Genomic DNA, 18894 nt, shown 5'->3' with positions numbered 1-18894 from the left:
TGCACGGGCTTTCTTTATTGTTACAAGGTTCTTCGACATCGACATAACTATTTATACGGGTCAGCAATTTCTTCCCATTGACCGGTGAAGACATCCACTTTTATCGTGAACTCCCTGCCGCCTTGCCTAACATTACTGAACAAATAACCATCTCCAATAAAGCCGGAAATCCAATCGTCATCTATTGGCTCGAAGCCTTCTGTATCAAAGATTGGATGAAGTAACTTATACAGCTCCTTTTTGTATTCCGTACCGTTAGATATGTCCCACAGATCTATCGCTTCTCGATTCACAAGGCTTCTCACTGGACTGCCAGAAGTTGTATCATGAACCGTACCGGTAAGCGGATTAATTTTATAGCTAAGGCCTTCCCCTACGCCATTCGGTGGATCCATAAAATTAATCGTGTATTGATCGCCTTTTTTACCAAAGGTCCAGCCGCTAGCTGGAAGCTTTTTTTCCAACAAGGACTTAATATCCTGTTCACTGAGCGGAGGAGAAATAAACGAGCCATAGTACATCTGTACACTTTCAATGGTCAGTTCCTTGCCGTAAACGACAATAACTTCAAGCGGAAACTCAGAGATCGATGCTGCACCTGCCAAACGAGCTACAATACGGTCCCCTTCCAGCTCATACGAAACTACGGCACCAAATCCAATCTTCTCACCCCAAGCCCCCTCAGTGTAATCATACACTTTAGTCAAATGCTTTCCGTCTAGTTCAGCGGATACGTAGGTATGGTTATTCCGGTGTGTAATGGAAGATTTCAGCCTCCGATTTAGCGTCTCGACCGGGTCCTCTACCACAAGCTCTTCCAGAGTGACAGGCTGGAGCACATGAATCTCACTCATTGAGAGCCCAGTTCCAGTGCCGGTAGTAATACGAATAAAGATTTCTTTAATACCATCCCCGTTAAGATCGGCTTCTTCAATGGAAGGAGGCCGTGTTTCATCTTCACCAGCATTCCACAAAAACGTTCGGTTAAATTCACCGCGTACATCTACCGTGACTTCATGCAAAAGTGCATGCTCAGCCGTGGGCTTTGCAGTTACAGTAATTCCGTTCTTCTCCGCTAATAGCGTTCCTTTGGGATCGATTACAGTTGTATCTTTAGCCTGAGAAGCTGACGGGATAACAACACTCTTCTCCGGGGCTGATGTAGAACTCAGCTTTGCACCAGTCAAGGTACAGCCACTTAAAACCATAATTACTGCTAACCCTAACACCGTGTTTTGTGCTGTGATCTTTTTATGCCTGGTGATCATGGTTATCCTTCTTTTCATTTCCTTTTTGCTGCTTGAAATGCCGGCTGCACCAGCCACTCGGATGGGATCGGTCAATGTTTCCAATAGTTTAAGAAGAGTCCGTGCGTAGTCTTTGTGGTGCTCCGATGCAAGATGCTTTAAAGCCAGCGCATCACAGGCGACCTCTTGATCTCGTTTCATTTGGCTAACGGCATACCAAAGCAACGGATTGAACCAATGTAGGGCCAGCAGCAGTCCTGTCAGCAGATTCAGCGAAATATCACGACGTTTCACATGCGCCAGCTCATGCAGAAATATATGACGCAGCTCATTTGCCTCCAGCGTGTTCAACATGGCTGTCGGCAGCAGCAGCTTGGGGCGCATAACACCAAGTAGTGTGGGCACAGCAATCTGCTTTGTCTCAACCAGCTTCACTGAGCGCCTTACCTTCATCTCTCGTTTGCACATTTCGAATAACCGCAGGATATCTGCGGAACGGATCTCCGGTTCCCCTCGAACCCGTGCCGTGAATCGCAGCTGTTCACGAACCGACAGACTTATCATTACCACGGCTCCGCTAAGCCATATCAGAACCAGTAAATGTATCGACGTCCAGCCTGCATTTGATGTCTCAGAAGGAGCGTAGATTTCCGTAGTCACAGGTGTCATACTCTCCGATTTCTCAGCTTGCTTTGAAGTTCCTGTTCCTGTTTTTTCAGCGACCGTGGTTGAGTCCACCTCTTGAGTATTCATCCCGGACACAGGTAAATCACCTACATTCGTCTGCACAGAAGGAATATAGAAAGTCTGAGCTGATTCTGTCTCCAGCGGCAACAAATTAAAAATGCTGAATGCACTTTCCGGTGTCCAAGGGACGGCTAACCTCACGATCAGCGGTATCCACAGAAGATACGTCCAGGTCGGTTTCAATCGATTCTTGAACAAGAAACGGGTTACCAGGATCAGCAACACCAGGACGCTCGCCATAGCGGATAGTGACAATATCTTAACGAACAGATTGTATGCAGCTTCCAGCAAGCGACTCAGTCCTTTCGCTCATCCAAAATTCTCTTCAATTCTTCAATATCTTCTCGGGACAGCTTCTCATCCTGTAAAAAGTTGACTAGCATCGGACGCAGCGTTCCACCGTAAATCCGCTTCAGAAAAGATTGTGTTGCCGATTGGACACATTCCTCTTCCCGCACCAGAGGATAATACGAATACACCCTTCCTGTCTGGTTGTAACCGATAGCCCCTTTCTCCGTCAGACGCTTTATCAACGTCCGCACCGTTTTTGGGTTCCAGTCCCGGCTGCCCTCCAAAGCTTCAACAATCTCTCCTGCTGTGCGCGGGGCTCCAGTCCACAGCACCTTCATTACTTCCCACTCGGCATCCGAGATTTTTGGAATTTCCGTAGACATCATCCTATCCGCCTTTCTTTCTACCGTATGACTACACTTGTAATCCAATGTCAAAAATATACAAGTAAGTCTCGTTTATGTCAACCTTAAAAAGTCACGAGAGGGACACTTCCCGTTCGAACAGCTGTGATTCGCTTGATCCATAGTGCAGAGCATAATATTAGGGGAAATAATTGTGAATATCCTCTTTTTATAGTTTAAATTAAGGTTGGCCCCTTCACTGACTCGGTGTATGGACAATGTACAAGAAGAATTATGATTACGTACATTAAAAATATTAATACAGCTCTCCAAAGAGGTGGAACGTGTGCCTATTAAAAATGGTAATCAATACATCGAACGAATCGATCGGCAAAATATCAATATCTGGTACAAAGGAACGCGTATAGAAGGGCCCTTATCCAAACATCCTGCATTTCAAGGCCTCATACAAACACAAGCCGAAATGTACAACATGCAGTGTGACGAACGTTATTTAGCACAGATGACCTACCCTTCGCCTGATACTGGAGAGCTTGTTGGTCTATCTTTTCTCCCGCCCAAAAGTGTTGAAGATTTAGAACGTCGAAGAAAAATGATTGAACTCTGGTCGAGCAGACATCACGGTTTTTTAGGACGTTCCCCAGATTATATGAACACGGCGATCATGTCTCTGTTCACTGCTGCCGATATCCTTGAGGATCTTAATCCGAAATACGCTGAGAACCTCAGGAAATACTATGCCTACTGCCGAGATCATGACATTACATTATCCCATGCCTTCATCCAGCCTCAAGCGAGTAAAATATCCGGTCAAATTGATGCTACTGAGGATTCTATTGCAGCTAAAGTTGTAGAAATCAATGATGAAGGGATGGTTGTAACCGGTGCTTTTATGATGGCAACACAAGGGGCTACATGCGATGAAATGCTTGTATTCCCCACCCCTTCACCATCTCTTGTGGATGATGATAATCCCTTTGCGTTTGCCTTTGCAGTGCCTAATGATTTACCTGGGATGACTTTTGTTTGCCGTGAAAGTTACGCAGCCACATCTACCTACGACCATCCGGTAAGTTCAAGATATGAAGAAATGGATACGCTTGTTATATTTGACCGCGTGCTTATCCCTCATGATCGAATATTTTATTACGGCGATGAGGTTTACTGCGCCCGATTGTTTAGCGAGAGTCACTTTCATACGCATATGGCCCACCAAATCATCACCCGCTATATTGCTAAAACTGAGTTCTTTCTCGGTCTGCTAGAATCTTTGGCAGAAGAACAAAATGCTGTCCTCGAGCCCTACACTCTCCTGCCGATTTCCAGAATAATAACATTTCTAGAAACATTCAAAGCATTAAGACTTGCTTCTGAATTAGGGGCATCCCATGATCGTTTTGGATATCTCGTACCTGATAAAGGCCCACTACTGGCTTCAACCATTCACTTTTCAGAGCTTTATCCAAAGATGATTGAGATGGTTCAAAATCTCAGTTCAAGCGGTCTCATCATGATCACCTCAGAATCCGACTTCACTTCGAATGCCGGTTCGTATCTCCATCAGTATTTGAAGGGTAATGTCTCGGATGCATGGTATCGAAATGCCTTATTCCGGCTCGCATGGGAACTAGGAGCGGGTGCTTTCGGCGGTCGTCAAACCCAGTTTGAACGGTTATTTTTCGGAAATTCAGAAACAATGGCCTGGCGTATGTACAACAGCTATGATAATCACGAATACTTCCGTCAAATTATTCACGAATTCATTCATCAATAGATCTAATTGAGCTTGTGTTTACTCTTCATGTTGAATTGCCCTTTTCGAATGCTCCACAGCCAGGCGATATGAACCACTATAGCCTTGGCTGGAGCGTTAAGCTTAGAAATTGTACCTATTAATACACCAAGTCTTCCCAACTACCCTCGCGAGATCGGCGTTACTATTCATCCCTACGGGTTACTCCTTTGTTAATGACCAAAATAGAAGAGCCAAAGCACTCACAATTGCACCTAACAAACTCACTCCGTTCCAGCCAAAGTAAACATAGATACTGGTTGATGCAATCGACCCAGTGGCGCTGCCAATGGAATAGAAAATCATATAGCCGGCAGTAAGCCTACTGCGTGCCTCAGGCCGCAAAGTAAGAATCATGCTCTGATTGGTGACATGTACGGCTTGTACTGCAAGATCAAGAAGGATAATACCAACGATTAATGCAAGAAGCGAATGTTGAACATAACTTATGGGCAACCATGATATGAGCAAAAGAATCAAGGCTACACCGGTAGTCTTCTGCCCTAAACCCTGATCGGCGAGACGACCTGCTCGCGCTGCTGCTAAAGCGCCTGCAACACCTGCGAGACCAAATGCTCCAATCGCTGTATGTGAAAGGGAAAACGGTGGGGCGCTGAGAGGTAATACTAGAGACGTCCATAATATACTGAAAGCGGTAAAAATCATCATGCCTAGTGCAGCACGGATTCTAAAAGTTCGTTCCTGAGCAAACAACGTGAACATTGAACGAATCAACTGTAGGTAAGATAATGATTCTCTTTTGTGCTCATAATGTGGCAGCACCCGAAACAATACACATGCCATGATTAGTGTTAATACAGCGGAAACAAGGTAGACAGAACGCCAACCTGCTAAATCCATTAATATGCCAGCGAAAGTTCGCGCCAGTAGAATACCAATTACGATTCCACTTGTCACAACACCAACGACACGCCCACGTTCAGCTGGAGCAGCCAAAGTTGCCGCGAATGCAACGAGCGTCTGTGTCACTACGGCAAGAAACCCAACCGCTGCTATACCTATGAATAACACAATACTGCTGGTGGCAGTACCAACGACAATTAAAGCCAATACGGATAGGAGCATCTGTCCAGCGATCAGCCAACGCCGATTTAATAGATCACCCAGAGGCACTAGTAATAACAGTCCAAGTGCATAAAAAATTTGAGTGATTGTAATAACAAGTCCAACGAATGAATGAGAAATACCAAACTCGTTCGAAATAGCGTCCAGTAAAGGTTGCGCATAATATATGTTAGCAACAACTATTCCGCAGGCGATGGAAAATAAAAGTGCCACATTACGAGATATTATTGATACAGGCACTTGTTCCGACGCTCTAAACCCTCCTTGTACTTTTTCAGCTTTTTTGACTGTTTGATCCGCTATAATAGCTTTCGATTCCTCAACAGATTCCCCCAAAATAACGCCTCCTGATTAACGTTTATCAAATTTTCACATTACATACTAAACGGTACGTAATATGTTTGCCAAATATACCTCTAAAAAAAGATAACTGTCAATAGATACTTTATAGGGCAAGAGAATTTATTAAAACTTAACTGTTTATACTTCCATTTCGTATTGACATAATGGTTTTCACACCATAAAATCATATCATACCGTTCGATATGAAAAGAGGAAGTTACTATGGCTCGACCACGCGAATTTGATGAGGAAAAAGCATTGGATGCAGCTATGCAAGTATTTTGGGAAAAAGGGTTTGAAGCTACCTCTTTGAGCGACCTGACATCAAGAATGGGTATCCAGCGGCCTAGCATCTACTCAACCTTCGGAGACAAAAAAGGACTATTTGAAGCTGCGTTGCGGAAATATACAAGTTCTCATGCAGCCTATATTCGGAACAAACTTCAAAACAGTTCTTCTGTTAAAGAAGCTTTCCGTGCCTTCTTTGAAAATATGGTAGAAAAAGAATATGGGAAAACTCCGAACTGGGGATGCTTTTGCATTAATTCGATGGTTGAACTTTCACCCCATGATGAGAAGTTCGAGGTCCTAACAAGAGAACACCAGATGTATCTCTCGGTAATATTTCAAGAAACGATTGATCGAGGTTTGCGCTCAGGTGAGCTTGATCCCACTATTAATGCAAAGAGTTTAGCGCAGACCCTAGTCATATCCTTAATTGGACTTACTGTAATCATGAAATCTCGTCCTGAAAGATCATTTGTAGATAATTCTGTAAAAGAAATACTTACATTATTACGATAAAATCAAAAAATCAGGTAGGCAATTCTGTAGCTTCGAAACGTAATTATGTTTAATAGCTCTTCACAAATCCTGCTTTTCTGTCGATAATTTAAATGAGATGGAAAAGTATGGAGGAGCATATGAACACTAATCGCAGAAATGAACCTTTTCGATATACCCTTAAAGAACCTGTAACCCTTGATCTTCATATTCTTAGTATTAACGGAATTCAGGTTCCTTCTAAGCCTGTAAGAGCTGTACTATTTAACATCAGTCGAACAGGCTGCCACCTATCGTTACCCCTCAACATTAATCCAGAAAATAATCTGGTTCGGATTGGTATGGAAATGGATCTTACAGATGAATCTATTTACTTAGAGGGAATCTTGAAATGGAATAGAGAACAGCAAGACGGTTTCCATTACGGTATTCAATTAGACATTCCTGAAGCAGATATTGAGTGTCTTCCGAGGGTGCTGCGCAGGCTTGCTGGAGAGGGTAAAATATCAGTACGTTGAGATGTTAACAAAAGAATAATACTCCATGAATAAAAAAACAAACCCGCGTGCAAACGCGGGTTTGTTACAGTTATTGCTGTTGTTATTGAAAATCAAGATTCATTCCTAGGTCTTCTACCTTTGTTCTTGAGCTATTTCCTGTTCAGGAGTTGCTGGTATAACTTCCTCTTTCTCCAGCACCTCTTTTAAATCATCCTGAATTCTTCGATCCCAATGAGGAACACCGGAACGATACGCCGCTCTGCCTGTTAGGTGGGCGGATAAAGGTGCAGTTATAAATACGAAGACAATCCCTAGTAATAGCTTTGCACTAATATGATCCTGAAATAATGCAAAATATAGAAACGCCCCAACCAAGACACATAAAACACCGAGAGTCGCACTTTTGGCGGCAGCATGTGATCTTAGATAAACATCAGGGAGCCGAATCAAACCAATAGCACTTACGGCGCTAAGCAATGCCCCCATTAGAATTAACAAGGCAAACAGCAGCTCACCTGCAGTCTTGATCATTTCCATGTTCTAGCACCACTCCCCTTTCGATATATCTAGCAAAGGCTGTCGTTCCGATAAAGGAAAGAATTCCAATCAACAAAATAATTTCTATAAAGGCCTGCGTTTTGAGAAAAACAGATAAAACGGCTACCATGGCTAGCAGATTAATTCCGATCGTATCCAGTGCAGCCACCCGGTCAGGTAAAGAAGGTCCTTTCACCAAACGCCAAGCACATACGCCGATAGCTAGAGCCATGATCGTAATGGATAGCATAAGAATAAAATGGATCATTAGCGGGTCACCTCCTGTATCGCACGCTCAAAGGTATCACGGATATTGGCTCTAAACTTTGCAGGGTCATCAACATCCATAGCATGAATATACAAAGTCCGATTATCATCCGAAACTTCAAGCACTACCGATCCGGGAGTCAGGCAGAGCATCGTGATTAACGTTGCCACTTCCCAATCCGATTTCAGCTCTGTAGTATATTTGAGGATAGCTGGACGTATATTAAGCTCCGGTCTTAGAACGGCTTTTATCACTACATAACTAGAAACGACCAGCTCCCGCAGCAGCAACAGGATTAGCTTAATAATCGCCCACACTTTACCAAGATATAACCTGGGCCAGAAGCGCCGCATTCCGAGTAGAATGAGTATACCGAGCAGGAAACCAATGACGAAACGCGGTCCAGTCCAGTCATTGTGCAGAAACATCCACAGGAATGCTATCATGAAATTCAATAATAGTTGAAAAGCCATAGTATCTACTCCTTCATGACAGCGTTAATGTATAATGCTGGATCAGCCAGTACAGCTCCGGCTTGACTGACATATCCGTTTACCGTCTCAGCACCTACACCCATCAGAATTACAATCGCGAACAGAACAGCTGCCGGTGCCATCATAGCTTTATAATGAAGCGGTTTGACTTGTTCTTCCCTTTTCTCGCCACCCCAAAATACCTGCTGGAATACCTTGATCAAGGAATATAAAACGATAAAGCTGGATGCAAGTGCAATAAGCGCCAGAACTACGTGATTCTGTCCAAATCCACTACGTACCATCATCACTTTTCCAGCGAAACCACTGAGTGGTGGAACACCAACCAACGCCAAAGTCAGTACAAAAAACATCCAGCCGGTCCACGGATAACGTCGGATTAAACCACCCATTTCTTTTAAACGGTCGGTGCCCGATGCTGAGATAATCAACCCACCCAGGAAGAATAATAATGCTTTAGCAACCATGTCATGCATTAAATAAAACACTACACCATTTAACGAATCCTGAGTCGCGACAGAAATCCCAAAAGCGATAAATCCAACACTGATGATGATATTATAATTAAATATTCGGCTCAGATCATTGTAAGCCAATGCACCGATTGCACCAAGTATCATCGTCGCACCCGCCATCCAGGCAATCAGTGTATGGGTGAGACCCGGATCTTGAACAAAAATCAATGTAAAGGTACGTGTAATTGCATACAATCCCACTTTCGTTAACAATGCCCCAAACAGTGCCCTAACAGCCACAGGTGGCGCGCTATAAGAGTCCGGAAGCCAGAAAAAGAGCAGCAACCCTGCCTTTATCGAAAATACGATCAGCAGCAGGACCGCAATGACATTCATTACTCCGCCTTGTCCCGCCTCAGCTACACGCATAGATAGATGCGCCATATTCAGTGTTCCTGTCGCGGCATATAAATAAGCAAGCGTCGCTACGAACAAGGAAGAGGAAATTACGTTTACTAACACATATTTTAACGTCTCTCTCAGTTGACCTTTGGAGCCACCAAGTACAATTAGTGCGTACGAGGCAACTAACAGCACCTCAAAGCAAACGAATAAGTTAAACAGATCTCCGGTGAGAAACGAACCGAACACCCCAGTTAATAGAAAATGGAAAAACGGATAGTAATAAAACCGTTCTCTTTCTTCCCCAATGCTCGCGAAGGAAAAAAACAGACAAGCCGCACCAACAATGGCACCAATTAGCACAAGTAGTGCTGCAAACATATCAGCAACAAACACAATGCCATAAGGCGGAAGCCATCCACCCATATATAGGGTCTGGATGCCTTTTGTACTTACCTGGTACACAATGATTCCAGCAACCAAGATATTTATAAATACACTAACCGCACTGATAATACGTTGCAGATCCACTCGTTCTTTTAGAAAAATCAGTATAACTGCCGTAAAGGCCGGAATCAGCAGAGGCAGCACTAGCAAGTTGTTCATTGTCTCTCCTCCTTGGTGCCTTCCACATCATCCGTACCCGTCGAACGGTAAGTCCGATATGCCAAAACAATGAAGAATGCTGTTACTCCAAAACTAATTACAATGGAGGTCAAAATAAGCGCCTGCGGTAACGGATCTACATATGCCTCCGCTTTTTCACCTAGCAATGGTGGAGCACCTGTCTTGAGACCCGACATCGTCAGCAGCAATAAATGAACACCATGGGTAATTAAGTTAGTACCCAGTAGGATGCGCAGCAAGCTTTTGGAAAGGACTAGATAAACACCTACAGAAAACAATACGCCGATCGCCAAGGCAACAATAAGCTCCATTAGCTATCCCTCCCGATCGTAAATATGATATTCATTGTGACACCAATTACAGCTAGAAAAACACCGAGATCAAAGAACATTGCAGTGGTTAGTTCTGTTTTGCCCATAAGCGGCAATTGGAAATATCCAAAGGTTTGGCTCAGAAAGGGTACGTCGAATATAAATGAGCCTACACCGGTAAGAAAAGCAATGGAAATCCCGATCGCGATTAACTTACGGTAATTAATAGGCAGCACCTTCTCAACCATATCCATTCCAAAAGTAATTGCGAGTAGTACCAAACCAGCAGAAGCCATCAAAGCTCCAATAAATCCGCCTCCCGGATTATTATGACCGGCAAAAAACAGATATAGCGAAAATATTAGAATGATAACGAATGCTACTTTAGCTACTGATTGCAGCAACACATCATCACTTCGAGAATAACGTGGCTTATTATATTTAACAGCTCTCTTCAGTTGTTCAGCAGCTGAATCTGCATCCAACTGCAGCTTGATCATGGAATAAATAGCAAGTGAGGCGAGGCCTAGTACCGTTATTTCAAACATGGTATCAAAGCCGCGGAAATCAACGAGCAGAACATTAACAATATTTTTACCGCCACCCAGAGTATAGCTATTCTCCACATAATATTTCGAAATGGATTCAAATGGACTACTACCTAAAGCAGCAAGTGCAACCAAGGTCATTGTTACGCCCATCCCGATGGAAATAATTAGTTTAAGCAAGTGCGCACGAGGTTTGAGCTTCTCTTTTTCCAACCTAGGCAAATGCCGGAAACATAGCAGGAACAAGGTAACAGATACCACTTCAACTATCATCTGCGTAAGCGCCAGATCAGGAGCTCGGAACAGAACAAAGAGCAAAGTAACCATATAACCAACCATTCCTGTTAACAAAATGGCTGTTATTCTGGAGCGTACAAATGGAATAGCCAAAGCACCTAGAAGCAGAACCATTACAGCAATAACTTCAAACAAAGAAAACGGAGTATACTCAGTCGTACCTAGTGTGATTCCATCTGAATACCATACGACTCCACAAATCGTTACGATCAAGAAGGAAAAAATATACATTAAATAATGTCTCATGGAACCAGTCATGTAAGAACCAGTCACCCATCTAGAGAATTTCTCAACCAGCCGGATTACTCCGTCATAGACATGATTTAAAGTGTAGCCACTGCCCCATTCTTTATCGACCAGACTTAAGCGGCCATAGATTCGGTATACAGTAATACCAAGAATCACAACGCCAAGTGTCATCCATACTTCTGGTGTAAAGCCGTGCCAGAAATGGATATTCACTACAAAGGGCTCTCCGGTCTGCAAGATGGGGTGAATAGCATTCATTGCAGGGATAATAAGAGTTTTAGATAATATATTCGGGAAAAAACCGATAAATATAGACAGCACTGCAAGCAGGCACGGGGCAAGCAGAAGTCCAAATGGGGCTTCATGCGGTTTTTTGTCCAGCTTCTCAGGCTGATATTTTCCGAAAAAGGTGTGAAATACCAAAATCATACTGTATGCAAAAGTAAAGACGCTGGCAATCCAGGCCAAAACCGGGAAGAGCGTAAACAACGAGGGAATAGAGAATATATCCAAGTTACGGATATTCAGGACAGCTGTAAAAAACATCTCTTTACTTAAAAAACCCGAAAATGGCGGCAAACCAGCCATGGAGAAACTGCCGATCATCGCTATCGTAAAGGTAACCGGCATAATGGAAATCAGTCCGCCTAGCTTTCGCAGGTCCCGGGTACCTGTCTCATGGTCAACTATACCGACCATCATAAACAACGAGCCTTTAAAGATGGCATGGTTAATAAGATGAAAGATAGCCGCTGTTGTTGCAGCAGTATAAAAGACAGCTTCTTCTCCTATATAAAATGCCGCTGCCGATCCCATTCCCAGCAATCCCATAATCAGTCCAAGTTGACTAATTGTTGAATAGGCTAATAGAGCCTTCAGGTCCGTCTGCTTCATCGCCTGGATAGAACCATAAATCAAGGTGATCAAACCGACGCCTGACACAATCCAGAACCACTCATATTGCCCCGCAAAAATAGGGCTGAAACGGGCGACAAGATACAATCCGGCTTTTACCATCGTTGCCGAGTGAAGATACGCGCTAACGGGTGTCGGTGCCTCCATGGCATCCGGCAGCCAGATATGGAACGGGAACTGAGCTGATTTAGTGAATGCGCCTAACAGAATTAGTAGCATCGCTGGAATAAACAACGCATGCCCACTGATATCGCCAACCTCACTCCAAATTTCCCGAATACTAAAGGTGCCTGTCATTACATACAGCATCAAAAAACCGGCAAACATCGCTAAACCACCGAATACGGTAATCAACATTGATTTCAGAGCACCATACCGCGATTTTTGCCTCCGATGCCAAAAAGCAATTAACAGAAATGACGAAACACTTGTTAATTCCCAAAAACCGTATAACACCATCAAGTTATCCGAAAGTACAACGCCAAGCATCGCACCCATAAACAACATGAGATAAATATAAAAAGGTGTCAACGCTTCTTTTCGTCGGTCCAGATAAAAAATTGAATAGATAATTACAAGGCTACCCATTCCAGTGATTAACAAAGCAAACAGTAAACTTAATCCATCCAGATGGAAAACCAAATCAATTCCTAGTGAAGGAATCCAAGAAATCGTTTCATAACCCAATTCCCCACCCTTAATAACGGGAATCCTGGTTAAAAAATAAATAAACAATGCGAGCGAACCGGGGAAAACAAACCATCCTCTATGAAGGTTGGATGCCCTCTTGGTCAAAAGTGCGATTACTAAGGCCATTAGAAACGGAACAAGTATGATTACATGCAGCAAAGGCAGTCCTCCTTTTCCACTTGAGCTTATCAAGTTGTGAACTTTAGTACTTACTTTTTTACCAAAAGCCAAAGATCATATGATTGGAAGGGCCTAAAGTAAAGGCCCTCATGTGATAAGAGCACTCCCGATTATAAAGTATCGGTTAATGTGCCATCACAAATATGCAAATATCTAGCCTTTCCATCTTCTTGCTCAATTCTGAATAAACCGTTCTCAAATTCGGTGTGTAGTTCGTGAAAGAACTTCCCTTTAAGCGAATACTCTCCCTTGGGTTCATCACTGAGCTGATACTCATCCCCATTTTTGACCAGGTAGGCGATAACGCCTTCCTCATGGGTTTCTTCCAGACCGGCGCGCATCCGCTGAACGGCCACGACGTGCAGATCCATCATTTTCATTTTACCAATGAGTTCATTGACGAAATTGCGTTTGGTAAGCTCCTGCCATCGAGTTTGAGCAGATTGTCCGATGACGATCTGTGTAACCTCATTCATTTCAGCAACTTCTACAATAATATCTGTTGTTTTCCGGCCTTCACGTTTCCGAATGATAAATTCTGCGCCAGCTTCATCGGCAAGACGTTTCCAGACCGTCATATACATTTCTTTGCTCTGATTATATTCATCAATGTCCGAACTATCGACATTTAATACAAACAATGGCGCCCCTATTATTTCAGACAATTGGACACCACGCCGGATTAAACGTTCCCCATGCGGACCATAATGAACACAAACCATGATTTTTTCATTGTGTATGACCTTCACCCTCCTGTTACAAGGCTAAGAAAAACAAAAGGAGCCTACTGGCGTTAGGCCCCTTACGTAATTCAAAACCTGATAAGTTATACTTAATTATATCTATTCCTATGTTTATTGTAAAGTTTGATGGTTGTCATGGAACTTATTTCTTCGTAATGCTTGTACTATGCCCTTCTATTGAAGTTCTCATTCACTGTATTATTTCAAATTTCTAACAACATAAACTTCGTAATTCCTTATAGAAATATAGATTTTTTAAATATTCCTTTACGAGAATATTCTCCATATGGTATATTAAATTGGCGGATGAATTCAATGAATCGAAGTGATACTTGTTTATGAATACTAACGTAATGAGTGCTTTAGCTGAGCCTAATCGTATGCAGATCGTTGATCTATTACGCGACAATCCCTTAACCGTTGGAGAAATCGCGGATAGTCTTCAGCTACGGCAGCCTCAAGCATCCAAGCATTTGCGAGTTCTCAGCGAAGCGGGACTTATTGAAGTTCAAGCTGTTGCTAATCGGCGCATTTGCAAGCTCCGCCCAGACCCTTTTATGGAATTAGACACTTGGTTAGAATCCTACCGCCATATGTGGGAGGAACGCTATGATCGACTGGATGATTACTTGCAGAAGCTACAAAGCAAGGAATTAGATAAGGAAATATAAATGAGGAGGATCTATCCAATGACAAATTCTAACCCAACTAACCAACTAGTATCCAAAGTTGAAGGCAGCACTTTAATATTAGAGCGTATTTTTAAAGCTCCGCGTGAGCTAGTTTTTAAGGCTTTTTCTGAGGCTGAGCATTTGAAGCATTGGTGGGGGCCAAAAGGTTGGACGCTTCCTGTATGTCATGTCGATTTTCGTCCAGGAGGCACTTGGCATTATTGCATGAAATGTGAGGATAAGAATCAAGGTGATTTCTACGGCATGGAGTCTTGGGGCAAGGCGCTTTATCGGGAAATTACGATCCCGGAGCAAATTATTTACACAGACTGGTTCTCAGATGCAGAAGGTAATATTTCAGAAGATCTGCCTGAAACACTAGTCCAACTAGATTTTATCGAACTGGATGGTCAAACGAAGTTGGTTAACACCGGGAAATACGCCTCTCCAGAAGCGCTACAACAAGTGATCGATATGGGTATGCTACCGGGTATTTCACAAACCTTTGATAATCTTGATGTACATCTTGAGAATTTACAAAAGAGCAACTAAAGAAGACATGAACGGAGCATCAGCAGCTTAAATAAGTTGGTTATCTAATATATAGGTAAAAAATAGGACGATGCAGAGTGCTTATTGCTGCTTCGTCCTATTGCTATTTTATCCCTGTGTATACTCACATCTAATTGGTTTCTGCTAAAATTTGTCCAGCTTCAGCCTTTGACAAATTCTCTACATGATAGATCGTTCCCGTTTCTTGTTCTAGCTTCCGGATTAACTCAAGCTGAGTATCCGTAGCCGGTTGAGCCTTGATGATCGCATCCAAATTGTCATGAGCTATTTTTCGGGCAAGCCTAGGATCATCGAGCAAATCAAGCATTTGGTACATCGCATCAATTGCAATTTTCTCACTGCCAATCCCATAACCGGAATCTGTGCTGAGCATGAATCGATCCGGAAACTTCTTCATAACTGGAATAAATTGCTCGGGATTATTTCCACCCTCAACGTTGTAAACGGAAAACCCAGCAAAAAAATCAGCGTAAAGATTGGGATGCTTGGACAACAACCGGTCAATCTCTTCAGGAGTATTATAGGCATTGATATGTCTAAAAATAATGATAGTCTTCGGATGTTCCTCCAACGCTTGCTCAAGTTTGGCGACAGCAACACCGTTTGGCGGATCAATATGCAATAAGATCGGTGCTTTATATTCAGCGATAATATCATAGATTTGCGGAAGATAACCATCCATAGGATCATTAGCTTTCCATGCCACCTTGGATACCACTGGAGACGTCGTAGAAGCGCCTGCCACTTCATGTGAGAATAATTATCAATAGGTTTCTTTAAATCTATGAAATTTTGTAAATTGTTAGATCAGTATAAAGGGAGAACTTTCCGGAGGTGACGTAATTATTAAATAAGAAAATGGAGCTGGCGGTGCATCCGTGTCACATGTACTGCATCTAATGCAGGTTGGTCTTCACGAGGCGTACGCTCTGGTAGAGCTTGTCGAGCTAGATGCACTCGGAATAAGTTTCGTAAATAGTTGGGTCTGCCAATGGCCTAGACTCTACCGTTCTATTAAGAACACCGAAGGCATGTATGCTTGCAATAATAGAATTTTTATAATTTCTAGATTGCGGAGAAATACATCTGTTGGCCATGGGAGGCCCTGTTTTAATTAAGCACACGCCTCTTTGGGATGACGGACCGAGCGAACCTTAAATCCTTAGTATACATGTTTTAGTCGAGCTTACGGACAAATGTATGTGAAAAACCGAATACATTGTGCCGAAGGTAACGTAAATCAGCCAAATGTATGTGAAAAACCGAATACAATGTGCCGAAGGTAACGTAAGCGAGCCAAATGTATGTGAAAAACCGAATACAATGTGCCGAAGGGAACGTAAGCGAGCCAAATGTATGTGAAAAACCGAATACAATGTGCCGAAGATAACGTAAATAAGCCAAATGTATGCGAAAAACAGAATACAATGTACCGAAGGTAACGTAGATAAGCCAAATGTATGCGAAAAACAGAATACATTGTGCCGAAGGTAACGTAATAAGCCAAATGTATGTGAAAAACCGAATACAATGTGCCGTAGGTAACGTAAATCAGCCAAATGTATGTGAAAAACCGAATACAATGTGCCGTAGGTAACGTAAATCAGCCAGCGCCGATACACATGCTGAAGAACATGCAAAAGAACCCGCAACAAATGCGGGTTCTTCTACGCTATAAATATAAGTTCAACTTTATTCATACATAGCTATTTCACGGTACATATCTCTCAGTGATACTGGTTACATATCCGTCTCTTGTAGTTATCACACACGGTGGTACAAAATCAGTATATCGCTTGAAATATTCAATAAACTCCTGCTTGCTAACCTCTTTGTGAGCACCTACATTAGCATCCACTATGGAGTATTTCGTCTCATCTGTAACCTTTAATGGATCGGTAAACGTATATTTGTTGAGAATATAAAATCCATTAGGCATATCGTCGTCTGGATTAATATTCAGCCCTTTAAAACGAGCAGAATCCTTCATCGTCAGCCATTCAATGTTATCAAAATCGAAGGAATTATTCTCCAAACTAAGATTTAAAACATATCCATTTAACGTACTCTCGGGGGTGATCGCAAAATCATCAGCTGTAGCCTCATTATCCACTACTAGCTGATCCAGCTTTATATGCTGACCCATTCCAATATCATTGCTTATATAATTCATAGCGACCTGTAAAGGATCAAGAAGAGCTGGCTCCTCCCCTTGATCAGCCAACGCCTGCAGACGGGTATAATATTCAGCGATCTTATCATCGGTTTGGGGGGTATGGTAATATTCATTCCCATTCGTATCCTTCCAGCGTTCCACGCACCAAATCCCTGAATCTCCTTGAACAACAGGCTGGGATAACAACAATTGGCTTGTTTCACCTGTCGTTAAAGGGAATTTCACTAGCATGTGATTCCCTATATAGGTTTCATGTGGAAGCTGATTGTTTGCTTCAAGAAATACACGCACTGCCATTTCCTGACCGGCTGGTGTTGACATATCATTCTCTCCGCTCTTGATTACGCCCAAGTAATGTGGTGTCGAATTCAGAATGGAGAATAAAAGAATTGGCTTGCCCATGCTTCCTTCTTCGGTAATAAAACCATCGACCATATTTTCTGTCATCGTCAGCTTACTTGGATCATCCGGCTTCAAGCGATATTCTAAACTCCAAATTTCCAAAGATGTGGCAAGCAGATCGTCGAACGATGCTATTTTTTCAAGCTTAGTAATTTTACTGTCAATCACTTTAATATTTGAATTGTTCTCATAACTCGTAATGTTCTTCTCCATAAACTGCTCGGCATAGTCCTTTACGGTTAATGAATCATTTTTCGGATTGCTTAATAATCCCACACACAATGCTGCCACGACAATGATTGCGACTAGAACAACCCAAAAAGCAGGCTTTTTGTAATTTAAAATATTCTTAATACGCCCTTTTGTGTTGCTATCGCCAAAGGTAAGCGGTGAACCGCCTATAAATCGTTTTCCGGTAGATAAGTTCAAAAGTGAGGTCGAATATTCCTTTTTGATACCACTGCCCATCTGTCTTATGACACTTTCATCACAAGACTTCTCCATATCATCACTCATCAGATAAAAAGAAAGCCATACCAATGGATTAAACCAATGTATACACAGAACCGCGAACGTGACAGGTTTTATAATATGATCATACCTTTGAATATGCACTTGCTCATGTTTGATGATATAAGCTTTTTCATTAGCGGAGAGTCCGCTCGGAAGATAAATTCTGGGCTTAAGTAAGCCGAATACAAATGGTGTGGTAATGCCGCTATACTCGTATATATTTTCAGAAAGAAGTGTTGCCGTTCTTAAGTTTCGTGAGAGCCGAACAGTTGCAACCATGCTATAGATGAACAGCAGTGCAATTCCGATCAACCAAATAAACTGGCCTATGTTAATCCATGCGTCAGTTGAGTTTGCAGGGGTTATAACAGCTGAGGTAGCAGGTTCAGTGGATACAGGTGCGGTTGATATATGATTTACGGCTTGGTCAGATGTATTTATTACTTTTTGGATTTGGGGCATTTGTGTAAATTGCTTATTCAGAGGTGTGTTCTGTACTTCAGATGGGATAAAACTAAATATACTCTCAATAGAGAACGGACATAGAAGTCGGAACAAAACTACAGACCATAAGGCATAGGAGAAAATCTTGGGAACTTTTCTTAAGAACAGCCGTGCCACGATGATAAACACAATCACATAACTTCCCGTAATGCTCATGTTTAAAATATGTCCAAACAGCTGATCCAC

17 protein-coding genes are annotated in these 18894 nt (G+C 42.5%); 5 read left to right on the top strand and 12 right to left on the bottom strand.

What is annotated here, in order from left to right:
* Positions 1-47: 47 nt before the first annotated feature.
* A complete protein-coding gene (locus tag NST74_RS12960) occupies positions 48-2285 on the bottom strand; it encodes a M56 family metallopeptidase (RefSeq protein ID WP_341112396.1) in 2238 nt (745 codons plus the stop codon).
* Positions 2286-2290: 5 nt separating this feature from the next.
* Positions 2291-2671: a BlaI/MecI/CopY family transcriptional regulator gene (locus NST74_RS12955; protein ID WP_081390069.1), complete on the bottom strand. Its 381-nt coding sequence runs from the start codon at positions 2669-2671 to the stop codon at positions 2291-2293.
* 304 nt (positions 2672-2975) lie between these two features.
* Between NST74_RS12955 and NST74_RS12950 the strand changes: the two genes are divergently transcribed.
* Complete coding sequence (locus NST74_RS12950; protein ID WP_042127136.1) at positions 2976-4424, top strand: 4-hydroxyphenylacetate 3-hydroxylase family protein; 1449 nt, start codon at positions 2976-2978, stop codon at positions 4422-4424.
* Positions 4425-4604: 180 nt separating this feature from the next.
* Here NST74_RS12950 and NST74_RS12945 read toward each other — a convergent pair whose 3' ends face one another.
* A complete protein-coding gene (locus NST74_RS12945; RefSeq protein WP_445668189.1) occupies positions 4605-5768 on the bottom strand; it encodes an MFS transporter in 1164 nt (387 codons plus the stop codon).
* Between the two features lie 324 nt (positions 5769-6092).
* On the opposite strand from NST74_RS12945, the gene NST74_RS12940 reads away from it, so the two are divergent.
* Entirely contained in the window at positions 6093-6674 is a 582-nt protein-coding gene (locus tag NST74_RS12940; protein ID WP_341112394.1) for a TetR/AcrR family transcriptional regulator, read from the top strand.
* A 119-nt stretch (positions 6675-6793) separates the two neighbouring features.
* Positions 6794-7171, top strand: coding sequence for a PilZ domain-containing protein (locus NST74_RS12935; protein ID WP_042127133.1), 378 nt, complete (start codon positions 6794-6796; stop codon positions 7169-7171).
* A 114-nt stretch (positions 7172-7285) separates the two neighbouring features.
* On the opposite strand, the gene mnhG is transcribed toward NST74_RS12935, so the two are convergent.
* From mnhG to NST74_RS12900, 7 genes are all read right to left on the bottom strand, one after another.
* Complete coding sequence (gene mnhG / locus NST74_RS12930; RefSeq protein WP_341112392.1) at positions 7286-7690, bottom strand: monovalent cation/H(+) antiporter subunit G; 405 nt, start codon at positions 7688-7690, stop codon at positions 7286-7288.
* Positions 7665-7958: a Na(+)/H(+) antiporter subunit F1 gene (locus NST74_RS12925; protein WP_076121571.1), complete on the bottom strand. Its 294-nt coding sequence runs from the start codon at positions 7956-7958 to the stop codon at positions 7665-7667. The genes mnhG and NST74_RS12925 overlap by 26 nt, the downstream gene beginning before the upstream one ends.
* Complete coding sequence (locus NST74_RS12920; RefSeq protein WP_341112391.1) at positions 7958-8431, bottom strand: Na+/H+ antiporter subunit E; 474 nt, start codon at positions 8429-8431, stop codon at positions 7958-7960. Before NST74_RS12920 ends, NST74_RS12925 begins: the two co-directional genes overlap by 1 nt.
* 5 nt (positions 8432-8436) lie before the next feature.
* Positions 8437-9915: a Na+/H+ antiporter subunit D gene (locus tag NST74_RS12915; RefSeq protein ID WP_042127124.1), complete on the bottom strand. Its 1479-nt coding sequence runs from the start codon at positions 9913-9915 to the stop codon at positions 8437-8439.
* A complete protein-coding gene (locus NST74_RS12910) occupies positions 9912-10247 on the bottom strand; it encodes a Na(+)/H(+) antiporter subunit C (protein WP_042127122.1) in 336 nt (111 codons plus the stop codon). Before NST74_RS12910 ends, NST74_RS12915 begins: the two co-directional genes overlap by 4 nt.
* Positions 10247-13111: a Na+/H+ antiporter subunit A gene (locus NST74_RS12905; protein ID WP_042132136.1), complete on the bottom strand. Its 2865-nt coding sequence runs from the start codon at positions 13109-13111 to the stop codon at positions 10247-10249. Before NST74_RS12905 ends, NST74_RS12910 begins: the two co-directional genes overlap by 1 nt.
* A 125-nt stretch (positions 13112-13236) precedes the next feature.
* Positions 13237-13875, bottom strand: a complete 639-nt coding sequence (locus NST74_RS12900; RefSeq protein WP_231574176.1) for a hypothetical protein — start codon at positions 13873-13875, stop codon at positions 13237-13239.
* Positions 13876-14207: 332 nt separating this feature from the next.
* Between NST74_RS12900 and NST74_RS12895 the strand changes: the two genes are divergently transcribed.
* A complete protein-coding gene (locus NST74_RS12895; RefSeq protein WP_341112389.1) occupies positions 14208-14540 on the top strand; it encodes an ArsR/SmtB family transcription factor in 333 nt (110 codons plus the stop codon).
* A gap of 18 nt (positions 14541-14558) precedes the next feature.
* Positions 14559-15092, top strand: coding sequence for an SRPBCC domain-containing protein (locus NST74_RS12890; RefSeq protein ID WP_341112387.1), 534 nt, complete (start codon positions 14559-14561; stop codon positions 15090-15092).
* Positions 15093-15222: 130 nt separating this feature from the next.
* Here NST74_RS12890 and NST74_RS12885 read toward each other — a convergent pair whose 3' ends face one another.
* Together NST74_RS12885 and NST74_RS12880 are read right to left on the bottom strand one after the other, a co-directional pair.
* Positions 15223-15819 carry an amidohydrolase family protein gene (locus NST74_RS12885; protein ID WP_341112385.1) on the bottom strand — a complete coding sequence of 199 codons (597 nt, stop codon included), beginning with the start codon at positions 15817-15819 and terminating at the stop codon, positions 15223-15225.
* Positions 15820-16824: 1005 nt separating this feature from the next.
* Positions 16825-18894, bottom strand: a complete 2070-nt coding sequence (locus NST74_RS12880; protein WP_341112384.1) for a M56 family metallopeptidase — start codon at positions 18892-18894, stop codon at positions 16825-16827.

It is taken from the genome of Paenibacillus sp. FSL F4-0125, from assembly GCF_038008565.1.
Classification (GTDB): Bacteria; Bacillota; Bacilli; order Paenibacillales; family Paenibacillaceae; genus Paenibacillus_AQ.
Note: the sequence above shows the minus strand (reverse complement) of the source record. Positions and strands in the feature narration are given on the sequence as shown.